Below are 12,925 nucleotides of genomic sequence, written 5' to 3'. Positions count from 1 at the left end.
ATGAGAAATAAAATTTATCTTGGGCTCCTCATCATTGCGTTTATTTTTCAAGGATCGTTCATTCGAGTGGAAGCAAAACAATTTGACTATAAATCTCCTGAATTCAAAGCGGTTGCCCAGCAATTCGCATGCACTTGCGGCTGTGGACAGGATCATTATGAATGTGATCCTAATACCTGTAATTTAACGACAGAATTTAAAGCGGACCTTGTTGAAATGATGAACAAAGGCTGGGATAAGGATAAAATTCGTGAATATTACATCAATATTTATGGAGAAGAGATATTAACCTCACCCGAAAAAAGTGGATTTAGCCTAACCGCATGGGTCCTCCCATTTGTTGTATTAGGTGCAGCAGGAATCGCTGTGTTTTTCATTATCCGTAAATGGGTGAAGAAAAAAGGCACAGATGTTGTAGTCAATGAATACGAGAACAGAGAGGATGAAGTAGAAGGGGAAATCCTTTCTTCGATGATCGATGAGGAACGCAAAAAGTATCTTTAGGATGTGAACAAAATGCACGATATTTCAATCATATCAATGATATTCACTGCCGCGTTGGCACTTGTATGTCTATTTCTAATCGTATCACCATTATTTAATTGGAGCCCTTTCATGCACTTTCATGCTGGTTCAAAGGGACAGGATTTGGTGACAACCAAAGAAGCACTTTTGACAACGCTCAATGAGATTGAATTTGAGTACAGAATGGATAAAATTTCGCATGCAGATTATAAAAATTTAAAGAAACAATACGAAAAAGAAGTGGCTAGTATTATGAAGGAAGAAGAACAAGTGGTGGTAACTACTGTTGATCAGGATTTAATGGCTGAAGTGGAAAAAGAAATTGAAGCGCAAATGAAAAGCTATAAGAACAAAAAGGGGGAAGGAAAGTGATCAAGAAAATCACAGTCTTCTTCCTAGGCTTGATGTTGTTCATTCCGTTCCAAGGATTGGCGGCATCAGAGTCAAAGATTACAGTGGATATGCATTACATTGTTTTGAGCCCTGCTGAAGATGGCTCAACCAATTTGATGAATATGGTGAACTATACGAATACCGTTGCTGAAGAATATACCGGAGATGGCAAGAATGAGGCCGTATTAAAAGTTACACTGCCTATCGGTGCAAAGGACCTCAATTTTTTAGACAATAAGATTGCGTTTAAAGAAGTAGATCATGGTTTTATTACAACCACCCCAGTCCCGGCAAATCAAACTATGGTGCTGCCATATAGCTATAGAATGCCGAAAGGGGAAGAAATTAATCTAACTGTCAATTACCCGGTTCAAATCATGCAAATCCTCGTACCGGAGGGCAGAGGCAGTATTGAGGTTAAGGGTGCAGAAGCGACCAGCCAAGGGCTTTTCAAATTTGATGACCAAAATTACTTTGGATACAGTATTGAAGGGATAAAGGAAAATCAACCCATTACGCTGGTGTATAACAAAGACAAGCAGCCTCCTGCAGAAGCGGCAAAAGACGCAACGGCAACAAATGAAGGTGGAAAAAATAGCTCTGTGACACATACGGCACCTGCTTTTCATAATCCCGGTCATTTAAGGATGTGGGCTCAATCGCCATTACATCGCTTTAACCCACACGTCTTTTTGATTATTATTGGTGCCATTATTATCGCGGCAATCGGCTATTTTGCTTATTTTAGAAGAAAAGCAAGATTGGAAGAGGAGAAACTCGGGGCAGATCAGGAAGAGAAAGCCTTTAAGCAATTAATGGCAAAACAAAAAGCGATTATGGATAAGATCATAGAATTGGAAGAAACCTTTGGAGATGGAAAGCTATCCGAGGAGGAGTACAAGAGGAAGCTTGCTGCATATAAACAGCATTTATTCCAAGTTAAAGTAAATCTGCGTAATTTTGTTGAGTAGCAGCTGTAGCAGGAGGGACTCAGATGATAGAAATAAAAAAGCTGACGAAGCAAGCTGATAATAAGCAAATCTTGCGTGGAGTTGACCTCTCAATTAAAAAAGGGGAAACGGTAGCCATATTGGGACCAAACGGTGCTGGTAAAAGTACGCTTCTAAAGGTATTGGCAACCTTAATTAAGCCCACTTCAGGGAATGTGTTGGTAAATGGTCTCGAGATGAAAAAGAACCATATCGAAGTAAAGAAGTTATTAGGTTATTTACCTCATTCCAGCTTGCTGTATGATCATTACTCCCCATTAGAAAATCTCATTTTCTTTGGAAATATTTATGGGGTAAAAGATGTCGAACAAAAAGCCATTAAGCTTGTAAAAGAGGTAGGGTTATCCTTTTTCTTAAATGAACCAGTCAAGAACTTTTCACGTGGAATGATTCAGAGGATTGCCATAGCCCGCGCGATTGTTCATGATCCGGAGATACTGCTTTTAGATGAGCCGCATACTGGCCTGGATCAGGGAGCTATTTCGATTTTGAACAATGTCATCCTAACGATGAAAGAAAAAGGAACAACGACCCTAATGGTAACTCATGATTTTAAACAGGCCGCAGAAATTTGCGACCGTGTCATTATAGTGAAAAATGGAAAGATTGTAGATGACTTTAAGATTGAGAATCGCAACTTAGTCTATGTATCTGATAAATATCATCATCAAGTGGAGGGTGTATCATGAATCTTATTCGAACAGCCCTCCTATTAGCCAAAAAGGATTTATATTCAGAATTAAAAACAAAACAAATACTGACAACACAAATTATTTTCGCCGGCTTGGTAATTGTCGTTTTTAGTTTTGCTTTTGACCCGGCTAATAACACGACAAAAGCTGTTATACCTGGTGTTATTTGGGTCATTATTGTATTTGCCGGAATTTTGGGACTGAATCGATCGTTTATTTCGGAACAACGAAATGATACGATGCAGGGCTTATTGGTTGCACCTATGGAGGGAGCCAGCATTTATTTAGGAAAGTTTCTGGCAAATTTTACGATGATGCTTGTAGTAGAATTGGTTTCCATCCCGTTTTTATTTTTGTTATTTGATTTTAAATTTTTTGGCAGTATCCCATATTTTGTATTAACGATTTTCTTAGGAAGCTTTGGATTTATTGCAATCGGAACATTTTTAGCTGCCCTTGCCGCTAACTCTAAAAGCAGTGAAATGCTGCTGCCGTTATTACTTTTTCCAATTACAACACCGATTTTAATCGGAGTTGTTCAAGCAACGAAAATCATTTTATCAAATATGGAAAAGCTGCCAAGCGCTATTGCTTGGATCCAATTGGTCACGGCGTATGATGTTATTTTCTTTGTTGTTTGTTTCTTATTAATAGATTACGTGCTGGAGGTTTAAATCATGAGTATGAATCTCGAACGGGAGAAAGCAGTGTTTACTGGTGGGTCGGAGGTGGCTGATGCCAAACCAACTAATCTATCAAAAATTTTGTTTGGCGCCACAGTGATCTCGATGCTGGTATCGCTCTACTTTATTTTTATTTTTGCTGCGGAAGAAAAATCGATGCACGCGGCACAAAAAATCTTTTATTTCCATGTTAGTTCTGCCTGGCTTGCCTTTATGGCATTCTTTGTCACATTTGTATTTAGTATTTTGTTCTTAATAAAGCGAAAAAGAATATTTGACACCTATGCATATGTTTCAGCCGAAATCGGTGTTGTATTCACTATCATTGTTTTAACTACAGGACCGATTTGGGCTAGATCAGCCTGGAATACTTGGTGGGTGTGGGAGCCGCGGTTAATTACAACATTAATTCTATTCTTTATTTACATTGCCTATATTATGATTCGGCAAATGGATGGAGTATGGGATAAAAAGGCTCGGCTTTCCGCAGTTTTTGGTATTATCGGTTTTGCCGATGTTCCAATTGTATTCTTCGCCATCCGGTGGTGGCAAACGAAATTTCACCCAATTGTCTTCGGAGATGGTCCTTCACAACAGGGCGGTGGGATTGAAAATACGATGTTAGCAGCATTGTTAATCACCATAACTGCATTTACCATTCTTTATGTCTACCTTCTGCAAAAGGGAGTATCATTTGAGAATATGAGAATTAAGGTTGAACAATATAAAGAAAAATTAAGAGAACAATTAGATAAGTAGGAGGGGTTAATGATGAATTATGAATATATGTTAGGTGCTTACTCTGTTGCCTGGGTGGTAATTTTTGCTTATATGTTTATTATCGGTAAAAGACATGACAAATTGAAAAAGGAAATTGAATTTTTAAAGCAGTTAGATCAATAGACTGCTAGTCTGGGTGTCAGGGGGAAATACGATGAACCAGCGAGTCATCAAATCACTCGTGTTGATTCTCATTGTAGGAATGTTCGGCTTTTTTGGGTATAGTTTAGTATCCAAAGGCGAGAACACCGATGTTGGAGATCAAGCTTATAATTTCGAGCTGCCAAATTTAGATGGCAGCACAACTAAACTTTCTGATTATAAGGGAGAAGTAGTAATTTTAAATTATTTTGCAAGTTGGTGTAAACCGTGTAAGGAGGAATTTCCAGAATTAGCAGCCTTTCAAAAAGACTATGGTGATAAATACAAACTCCTAATGATAAATCGTGGAGAAACGATGGACAAAATCAAGAAAGTTACCGATAACAATAAAGACGGTATGAACTACTTATTTGACTATAATGCCAAGGTTTCAAAACGCTTTAACGTAACCGGACAACCTGAAACGTTTGTCATTGATAAACAGGGAATTATTAGGGAGCACTTTAATGGTGAAGTAACGGAAATGCAGTTATATAATTGGGTAAAGAAATATGATAACTAACTATTTTTATGAATAAACAAGAACAGGCGCATGAACTATAATTCATGTGCCTGTTTTTGTTTCTAATAGGTTGGTCGATAATGAAAATCTGCAAATACGCTAGCCTTTACGATGATTTGCCCTGGTTCAAATTGGGTTGAACTAATTCCTTTCACGAAGGTTTCAGCATGCTGATTGAAAGGCTGAACCTGACTTCCTCCTTCCACAATCAAACTTGGTGTCGGGATTAATGTCACATTTAACGATTCCGCAATTGTTTTAGCTTTTTCGCTTGCATTGTTTAAGGCAAGAATCAATGCTTGCTGATAAAATCTGTCATTATTCTTCACGGAAAATTGCACATTCGATACATAGTTAACCCCGTGTTGAACCGCTGTATCTACCACTTTCCCTATCAACGATAAATCTTCTACCTTCACTTGTAATAGATGGGTAATTTTATAGCCGCGAAATATTTGTTTTCCTTGGTCGTAATCATAGTCCGACTCAATCCGATAGTCGAATGTTTGGATTTGATTTTGCGGAATTCCCAGTCCAAGTAGAGCATTAATTACTTTCGTCACTTCAGCAGAGTTCTGCTGCTGGGCTGTTATTAATTGTTTGTTTTCTGTGATGACCCCTAGTTTTACTGAAGCTGAATTTGGCTGAACCGGAAGTTCACCTTCTCCTGTAACTTTTATTAAATGATTTTTGTGATGTACTGTATTTCGATTTGGCTGTAAATTATGATACACATTTCATTCCCCTTTCAACTGTTAATCCTTCTATAAAATACGGATTCTCCATGGAAAATGTTCCTAGAATAAATCTATTCTTTTTTGTAAGCATGCCATTCTAGTATTCAAATAAAAAAATAGAAAGGAATTAACAGTTTCGTAAGTCATATTGTGTCCAAGCAGGCATACATTTTAAATAGTGAGACGTGCAAATAAAAGGAGGAAGGATACGTGGAAACAATCCTTAACTTTTTACCTAAAAAAATTGCAGACCTAATCAGCCAAATCCCTCCTGACCAAAAAGAAGAATTAGAGGAAATCCGCATTCGAATTAACCGTCCTATTGAAATAACGCTTAAGGGAGCTCCAAAGTTTTTAACGTATATCATTCAGCCTGAGGACGCTTTTCATCTTATGAATAAAATTAGTCATTTTTCTATTTATACCCTTGAGGAAGAACTCAAACGCGGATATATAACCGTTTCGGGCGGACATCGGATTGGGCTTGCCGGAAAAGTCATCCTTGAAGAGGGAAAGGTAAAGGCGATTAGGGATATTTCCTCATTTAACATAAGAATTGCAAGAGAAAAGGTTGGAATTGCAGAACCTATTATTCCTTATATTTTTAATGGCAGATGGATGCATACGATGGTCATTGGACCGCCGCAAACAGGAAAGACGACGTTGTTGCGTGATATTGCAAGAATTATCTCTTCAGGAGATAAGATAAAAGGGTTGCGTGCCAGTAAAGTGGGAATTGTTGATGAGAGAAGTGAAATTGCGGGATGTGTAAATGGGGTGCCGCAATTGACATTTGGACACCGTTTAGACGTGTTAGATGCCTGTCCAAAAGCGGAAGGGATGATGATGCTGATTCGTTCGATGAGTCCTGAGGTCTTAATTGTTGACGAAATTGGCCGAAAGGAAGATGCTGAGGCCATTCAAGAGGCCGTACATGCAGGAATCAAACTTGTCATGACCACACACGGGACGAGCATTGAAGAAATACGGAACAGGCCATCTCTAAAAGACATTATCGACCAAAGAATTTTTGAACGGTTTGTCATTCTAAACCGGGCATCGGGACCAGGAACCATCACCCATATTTTGAATGCAAGCGGTCAGGAAATGAAGCAAAAAGTGAGCGTGACGTAAATGATTAAATTAATTGGTGCCATCATCATTATTGTTGCGACTACTTGGACGGGCTTTGAGGCTTCAAGAAATTTCAGTGAACGCCCCAAGCAGCTTAGAGCATTAAGGTCGGCACTGCAATCACTGGAGGCTGAAATCATGTATAGTCATACACCATTGCATGAGGCGGCCAGAAGATTGGCCGCTCAGCTTTCAAAGCCGCTCTCTACATTTTTTGAAACCTTTGCAAAGAAACTAACCGACACGGAAACAACGGTAAAGGAAGCCTGGGAAACGAGTTTAAAAGAGGTTTGGAAGTCCACCGCATTAAAACAGGGGGAATTTGAAATAATGAAGCAATTTGGGGAGACACTTGGCCGCCATGATCGCTTATCCCAGCAAAAACATATTATGTTAACTCTTTCCCATCTTGAAAGAGAAGAGGCTGATGCCATCGACCGGCAGGTAAAATATGAAAAAATGGTAAAGAGTCTAGGATTCTTATCAGGATTATTACTGATTATTTTATTATTTTAGGGGGAAAAGCAATGGGTTTAGAAGTGGATATTATCTTTAAAATTGCCGGTGTCGGAATTGTGGTCGCATTTTTGCATACGGTTCTTGATCAGGTTGGCAAAAAAGAGTATGCGCAATGGGTGACCTTATTCGGTTTTATCTATATTTTATTTCAGGTTGCTTCAATTGTTGATGATCTCTTCCAAAAAATAAAATCCGTATTCTTGTTTCAATAGAAAGGGGGGCTTTGCGATTGAAATCATAAAAATTGTTGGTGTTGCTCTGGTCGCAACCTTCCTTGCTTTAATCATCAAAGAGCAAAAGCCTAATTTTGCTTTCCTATTAGTCGTTTTTGTTGGCTGTGCTATTTTTCTCTTTTTAGTCGATAAGATTTTTGACATCATCCATATGCTTGAAAAATTAGCTGTGAATGCAAAGGTAAATATGGTTTATGTCGAAACCATTCTTAAAATCATTGGCATTGCTTATATCGCTGAATTCGCCACCCAAATTACCAAGGATGCAGGACAGGGAGCCATTGCCTCTAAAATTGAATTAGCAGGAAAAATTATCATTCTCGCCATGGCGATACCAATATTAACAGTTTTGATAGAAACCATTATCAAATTAATTCCGAGCTAATGGGGTGTAAAAATTGAAGCAGAGGCTGCAGATTATTCCTATTATTATTCTTGTATTCCTTTTTTTATTTATTCCAAGTGTGCAAGCCGCCGAAGAATCCAAAGACACCTCCACACCGCTTTCACCACAAGAATTGGTAGATGAACAGCTTAAAACCTTGGACTTAAGTGAACTAAAACAATTTTGGGAGGATATTACCAATAAATATGGCGGATTCCTCCCTGAAAGCCAAAAAGGGAGTTTATACGATTTCGTAAAAGGTGATAAGAAATTCTCATTTAAGCAATGGGGACAAGGAGTATTGAAGTTTGCCTTTCATGAGTTTGTGGCAAATGGAAAATTACTTGGCTCGTTAATCTTATTAACGATTTTTAGCATGTTTCTTCAATCCATGCAGAATGCTTTTGAGAAAAGCGCAATCAGTAAGGTAGCCTATGCGATTGTCTATATGGTGCTGGTGATCCTTGCATTAAATAGTTTTCATATTGCCATCAGTTATACAAATGAAGCAATTGGAACCATGATCTCGTTTGCCCTTGCACTTGTCCCTCTGCTGCTTGCCCTTATTGCAGCATCGGGAGGGCTTGTATCAGCGGCATTCTTTCATCCGGTCATATTATTTTTAATGAATATAAGTGGAATGTTCATTCAATATGTGATTCTGCCGCTCCTCTTTTTAGCTACATTGCTGAGTATTGTCAGCACCATGTCAGAGCAATACAAAGTGTCACAATTAGCTGCTCTTTTAAGAAACTGGAGCATTGGATTGATGGGGCTCTTCTTCACCATCTTTCTTGGGGTTATTTCTGTCCAGGGGGCATCCGCCGCTGTGACCGATGGAGTCGCAATTAGAACAGCGAAATTTGTGACGGGTAATTTCATTCCCGTCATCGGAAGAATGTTTACCGATGCAACGGATACAGTCGTAAGTGCATCCGTCCTGTTAAAAAATACTGTCGGTATCGCAGGTGTTGCCATCCTGCTCATTATCGTCGCCTTCCCGGCTATAAAAATATTAATGATTGCCTTTATTTATAAATTTGCTGCTGCCATCCTTCAGCCCTTAGGTGGTGGACCTGTGATTAAATGCCTTGATATTATTAGCAAAAGCGTCATATATGTCTTTGCAGCACTGGGGATCGTTTCACTTATGTTCTTTTTAAGTATTACGGTCATTGTCGCGGCTGGGAATTTAACGATGATGATGAGATAGGGGGGACAAGAAAATGGAGTTTTTAAAAGAGTGGGTAACGAATATCATTCTTTTTATCCTATTAGCTACTGTTATTGATATGCTGCTGCCAAATTCCAGTATGCAGAAATATACCAAGATGGTTACAGGGCTGCTTTTAATCGCGATTATTCTTACCCCTATCTTTAAATTAATCTCCAAGGACTTTGAATCAGCACTTGGTTCCATTTCAAAATACCAGCCCGCAAGTGAAAAAAATATGAAAAATGTAATAGATTCAAAGAAAAAAGAAATACAAGCCTCAACTGATGCATATATTTTAAAAGAATTGACTGTCCAGCTGAAAAAGGACGTTAAGGAGGAGTTGATGGAACAATACGGATTGGAGATTGAAACAATTGATCTAGCCATAAATGAAAAAAGTGACCAAGCATTTCCTGAAAACCTCCAAAAGGTTACGGTTCTTCTTAAACAGCCGGAAAATGGCGTGAAGACAGTCGAAGCGATTAAGCAAATCGAAATTAACACAGAACAACCTCTTCCATCTAAAGGAAATACAGAAGAATCAGAAAAAATCGCCTCATTTCTTTCGCAGAAATGGAATGTAACAGAAGAAACCGTGGAAGTTTCGATTGAAGGGGGGATTAAAAAGAAGAATGGATAAAAACAAAGGACCATTATCCTTGCTTAAAAGAATATTGAAACTTGAAGAACAGGGAGAGAAGAAACCGGCGAAATATCAATATATGCTCCTTGTCCTCTGTATTGGTGCAGCACTTATGCTCGCAGGAAACATTTTATTTAATAAGGATACAAATCCTGCTGCGGTACCTGCTGCAGCAAACGATAAGGCAGCTTCGGAAGATGTACCGACATTTGGTATGAAAAAAAACTCCGGCAATAAAGCCATCGCTGAGTATGAGGAAAAGTATGAAAATCAGATGAAGAAGGCCATACAGGAGATGCTCGGGGTTGATGATGTGACCGTCCTGGTAACAATTGATTCAACTGATAAGAAGGTACTGGAGAAAAATAGGGTTACCAAATCACAAACAACGGATGAAACGGATCGTGAAGGCGGGCAGAGAAAGGTTGTCGATTCTTCAACCGATGAACAACTAGTTATTATACGTGAAGGAGAAAAAGAGGTTCCAATTGTAGTAGAAACAAAAAAGCCTGAGATTCGCGGTGTGCTGGTCGTTGCCAAGGGCGCAGATAATATTGAGGTGAAAAAATGGATTAAGGAAGCAGTCACAAGGGCTTTAGGTGTTCCTAGCCATCGAGTTGCTGTTATGCCTAAAAAATAAAAGGGGGAATTTAAAAATGCTTTTGAAAAAACAAACAGTTTGGTTATTAACAATGTTAAGTTTAGTAGTGGTGTTATCAGTATACTACATTACTTCTCCAGAGCAGAAAAACACAGACCTAGCAGCAGTACAACAAAATGCTAAAGATCAAAATCAAGGGAAAACAAAAACACAAGCCAAGGATGATAAAACAGTTGTATCCAGCGTTGCTGGCGATGTGGCATTTGAAGAGCTTCGCATGGAGCTTGAAGACCTGCGCAGCGAGCGGCAGGAAAGTTTAACCAATGAACTAGCGTCCACTGATCTTTCGCCAGAAGAAAAAAGTAAAGTGAAAGACCAAATGGATAAACTGAATAAAACAGCTCAAAAAGAAGAATTTCTTGAAACTTTTATTAAAACCATGGGTTTTGATGATGTCCTTGTAAGAGCAGACGGACCAAAAGTAATCGTAACAGTTAAATCAAAGAAGAAGCCTTCAGCATCAGAGGCCAACAAGATTATGCTCGAAGTTAAAAAAGAAATTGCTGAAACCAATTATGTAGCAGTAGAATATCAACCGGCTAAATAATGATAGCTAAAAGGGGAGCTGAATGCTTCCCTTTTTCCAATTGATTAATAGCCGAATTCCCTTTTAATCATAAAAAGTTTATGATTAATTGGAGGTGCTGATTGAATGTTGATTCCTTTCTAATATAAAATATTGAACTAATACTAAATTTTATCGTATAGTATTAATAGTAAGTCCTAATTAAAGTTGTACAAGGAGTGTTACTCAATGTTAAAAGTACAAGAAATTCGTGAATTAATTAAATTGGTTGACCAGTCGAGTATTGATGAATTTGTATACGAAAATGACGGTTCGAAAATCCAAATGAAGAAAACAACTGCAGCTGCTATTGTTACTCAAGTAACGCCTGCTCCTGTAGTACCGCAAGCAGCTCCTGTTGCCCAACCTGTTCCTGTGACAGTTGCCGCAACTTCAGCTCCAGTACAAGAAGCGGCACAGGAAGCACCAAAAGCTGATGAAGTGAAACAAGCCGATACAGCAAACTTACATAAAATCACTTCTCCAATGGTTGGTACATTCTATGCATCGCCAACTCCAGATGCGGACGTTTATGTAAAAACAGGTTCAACCGTTACTAAAGATTCAATCGTTTGTATTGTCGAAGCGATGAAATTATTTAATGAAATTGAAGCAGAAGTAAATGGAGAAATTGTTGAAGTACTTGTTAAAAATGGCCAATTAGTTGAATACGGTCAGCCATTATTTTTAGTAAAGCCAGAGTAAGGAGCGGTAACAGGATGATAAAGAAACTGTTAATTGCAAATAGAGGAGAAATAGCAGTTAGAATTATTCGTGCCTGTCGTGAAATGGGTATCGAATCAGTTGCTGTTTACTCCGAAGCAGATCGTGAGGCCCTTCATGTCCAATTGGCTGATGAAGCCTATTGTATCGGACCCACGCCATCAAAAGATAGTTATTTAAACGTGACAAATATTATTAGTGTAGCAAAATTGACCGGTTGTGAAGCAATTCATCCGGGTTATGGATTCCTGGCTGAAAATGCAGATTTCGCGGAACTTTGCCGTGAATGCAATATTACCTTTGTCGGCCCTAGCCCTGAAGCCATCACTAAAATGGGCACAAAGGATATTGCCAGAGAAACGATGCGTGAAGCCGGTGTTCCAATTGTTCCGGGCTCAACGGGAATCATAAATGATATCGAGGAAGCCCTTGAACTCGTCAAAAAGATTGACTATCCCGTAATAATCAAAGCTACTGCAGGCGGCGGAGGTAAAGGAATCCGTGTTGCCAAGAATGAACAGGAATTGATTAAGGGCATTAATATCACTCAGCAAGAGGCCTTGACAGCATTTGGAAATCCTGGTGTATACATAGAAAAGTATATTGAGGATTTCCGCCATGTTGAAATTCAGGTCCTTGGTGATAAGCACGGAAACATTATTCATTTAGGTGAAAGAGATTGCTCCATCCAGCGCAGACTGCAAAAGCTGCTTGAAGAAACGCCTTCACCTGCTTTAGATGGAGAGATTCGTGAAGAAATGGGCAATGCGGCCGTAAAAGCTGCGAAAGCAGTTGATTATTCAGGAGCCGGCACGGTAGAATTTATATATGACTACCGCAATCGTAAATTTTATTTCATGGAAATGAACACTAGAATTCAGGTGGAGCATCCCGTAACCGAATTGGTCACTGGAATAGACCTTATTAAGGAAATGATTCGAGTGGCAAACGGTGAAAAACTATCGCTCACTCAACAGGATGTCACCTTTACAGGATGGGCAATCGAATGCAGAATTAATGCAGAAAATCCAGAGAAGAACTTTCTCCCTTCAGCCGGAAAAATTAATATGTACCTGCCTCCTGGAGGATTTGGAGTTCGTATTGATTCCGCAGCATACCCAGGTTATACGATTCCGCCTTACTACGATTCCATGATTGCGAAAGTCATCACATATGGAAGCAGCCGGGAAGAAGCAATTGCGAGAATGAAACGTGCTCTTAGTGAGTTTGTAGTTGAAGGTATCCATACAACGATACCGTTTCATTTAAAACTGCTCGATCATGAAAAGTTTGTCGAAGGCAGCTTTAATACGAAATTTCTGGAATTGCATGATGTGATGAAGTCTATCTAAAATCTGGAGG

Annotated in this window: 19 protein-coding genes; 18 read left to right on the top strand and 1 reads right to left on the bottom strand. The window is 39.0% G+C overall.

Features of this window, described 5'->3' with window-relative positions; genetic code table 11:
- The 8 genes from FAY30_RS16755 to FAY30_RS16720 are packed head-to-tail and all read left to right on the top strand — an operon-like array spanning nt 1 to nt 4,747.
- Entirely contained in the window at nt 1-504 is a 504-nt protein-coding gene (locus FAY30_RS16755; protein ID WP_149870940.1) for a cytochrome c-type biogenesis protein, read from the top strand.
- 12 nt (nt 505-516) lie between these two features.
- Nucleotides 517-897 (top strand): hypothetical protein, encoded by a 381-nt coding sequence (locus FAY30_RS16750; protein WP_149870939.1) that lies wholly within the window; start codon nt 517-519, stop codon nt 895-897.
- Nucleotides 894-1,889, top strand: a complete 996-nt coding sequence (locus FAY30_RS16745; RefSeq protein WP_149870938.1) for a hypothetical protein — start codon at nt 894-896, stop codon at nt 1,887-1,889. The genes FAY30_RS16750 and FAY30_RS16745 overlap by 4 nt, the downstream gene beginning before the upstream one ends.
- A gap of 23 nt (nt 1,890-1,912) precedes the next feature.
- Nucleotides 1,913-2,617, top strand: a complete 705-nt coding sequence (ccmA, locus tag FAY30_RS16740; RefSeq protein WP_149870937.1) for a heme ABC exporter ATP-binding protein CcmA — start codon at nt 1,913-1,915, stop codon at nt 2,615-2,617.
- Nucleotides 2,614-3,294 (top strand): heme exporter protein CcmB, encoded by a 681-nt coding sequence (locus FAY30_RS16735; RefSeq protein ID WP_149870936.1) that lies wholly within the window; start codon nt 2,614-2,616, stop codon nt 3,292-3,294. The genes ccmA and FAY30_RS16735 overlap by 4 nt, the downstream gene beginning before the upstream one ends.
- 3 nt (nt 3,295-3,297) lie before the next feature.
- On the top strand, nt 3,298-4,062 hold the full coding sequence (locus tag FAY30_RS16730) for a cytochrome c biogenesis protein (protein ID WP_149870935.1): 765 nt from the start codon (nt 3,298-3,300) through the stop codon (nt 4,060-4,062).
- A 9-nt stretch (nt 4,063-4,071) separates the two neighbouring features.
- Entirely contained in the window at nt 4,072-4,206 is a 135-nt protein-coding gene (locus FAY30_RS16725) for a CcmD family protein (RefSeq protein WP_149870934.1), read from the top strand.
- A 31-nt stretch (nt 4,207-4,237) separates the two neighbouring features.
- Nucleotides 4,238-4,747, top strand: coding sequence for a TlpA family protein disulfide reductase (locus FAY30_RS16720; RefSeq protein WP_149870933.1), 510 nt, complete (start codon nt 4,238-4,240; stop codon nt 4,745-4,747).
- A 62-nt stretch (nt 4,748-4,809) separates the two neighbouring features.
- On the opposite strand, the gene FAY30_RS16715 is transcribed toward FAY30_RS16720, so the two are convergent.
- The gene (locus FAY30_RS16715; RefSeq protein ID WP_149870932.1) at nt 4,810-5,481 is read right to left on the bottom strand and encodes an SIMPL domain-containing protein; all 672 of its coding nucleotides are present in this window, start codon (nt 5,479-5,481) and stop codon (nt 4,810-4,812) included.
- A gap of 213 nt (nt 5,482-5,694) precedes the next feature.
- On the opposite strand from FAY30_RS16715, the gene spoIIIAA reads away from it, so the two are divergent.
- The 10 genes from spoIIIAA to accC all read left to right on the top strand — a co-directional run bounded on the left by spoIIIAA (nt 5,695) and on the right by accC (nt 12,915).
- Nucleotides 5,695-6,618 carry a stage III sporulation protein AA gene (spoIIIAA, locus tag FAY30_RS16710; protein WP_149870931.1) on the top strand — a complete coding sequence of 308 codons (924 nt, stop codon included), beginning with the start codon at nt 5,695-5,697 and terminating at the stop codon, nt 6,616-6,618.
- The gene (gene spoIIIAB / locus FAY30_RS16705; protein ID WP_149870930.1) at nt 6,619-7,134 is read left to right on the top strand and encodes a stage III sporulation protein SpoIIIAB; all 516 of its coding nucleotides are present in this window, start codon (nt 6,619-6,621) and stop codon (nt 7,132-7,134) included. It begins immediately after the preceding gene.
- Nucleotides 7,135-7,145: 11 nt separating this feature from the next.
- Entirely contained in the window at nt 7,146-7,349 is a 204-nt protein-coding gene (gene spoIIIAC / locus FAY30_RS16700; protein WP_007084610.1) for a stage III sporulation protein AC, read from the top strand.
- 16 nt (nt 7,350-7,365) lie between these two features.
- Nucleotides 7,366-7,755, top strand: a complete 390-nt coding sequence (gene spoIIIAD, locus FAY30_RS16695) for a stage III sporulation protein AD (RefSeq protein ID WP_149870929.1) — start codon at nt 7,366-7,368, stop codon at nt 7,753-7,755.
- Nucleotides 7,756-7,768: 13 nt separating this feature from the next.
- Complete coding sequence (spoIIIAE, locus tag FAY30_RS16690) at nt 7,769-8,968, top strand: stage III sporulation protein AE (protein WP_149870928.1); 1,200 nt, start codon at nt 7,769-7,771, stop codon at nt 8,966-8,968.
- 13 nt (nt 8,969-8,981) lie between these two features.
- Complete coding sequence (gene spoIIIAF / locus FAY30_RS16685) at nt 8,982-9,611, top strand: stage III sporulation protein AF (protein ID WP_149870927.1); 630 nt, start codon at nt 8,982-8,984, stop codon at nt 9,609-9,611.
- Nucleotides 9,604-10,254 carry a stage III sporulation protein AG gene (spoIIIAG, locus tag FAY30_RS16680; protein WP_149870926.1) on the top strand — a complete coding sequence of 217 codons (651 nt, stop codon included), beginning with the start codon at nt 9,604-9,606 and terminating at the stop codon, nt 10,252-10,254. Before spoIIIAF ends, spoIIIAG begins: the two co-directional genes overlap by 8 nt.
- A 16-nt stretch (nt 10,255-10,270) precedes the next feature.
- Nucleotides 10,271-10,822, top strand: a complete 552-nt coding sequence (locus FAY30_RS16675) for a SpoIIIAH-like family protein (RefSeq protein WP_149870925.1) — start codon at nt 10,271-10,273, stop codon at nt 10,820-10,822.
- A gap of 207 nt (nt 10,823-11,029) precedes the next feature.
- The gene (gene accB / locus FAY30_RS16670) at nt 11,030-11,545 is read left to right on the top strand and encodes an acetyl-CoA carboxylase biotin carboxyl carrier protein (protein ID WP_149870924.1); all 516 of its coding nucleotides are present in this window, start codon (nt 11,030-11,032) and stop codon (nt 11,543-11,545) included.
- A gap of 14 nt (nt 11,546-11,559) precedes the next feature.
- Entirely contained in the window at nt 11,560-12,915 is a 1,356-nt protein-coding gene (accC, locus tag FAY30_RS16665) for an acetyl-CoA carboxylase biotin carboxylase subunit (protein ID WP_149870923.1), read from the top strand.
- Nucleotides 12,916-12,925: the final 10 nt, after the last annotated feature.

This window comes from Bacillus sp. S3, from assembly GCF_005154805.1.
Lineage (GTDB): Bacteria > Bacillota > Bacilli > Bacillales > Cytobacillaceae > Neobacillus.
This window is presented reverse-complemented; position numbering and strand designations above follow the sequence as displayed.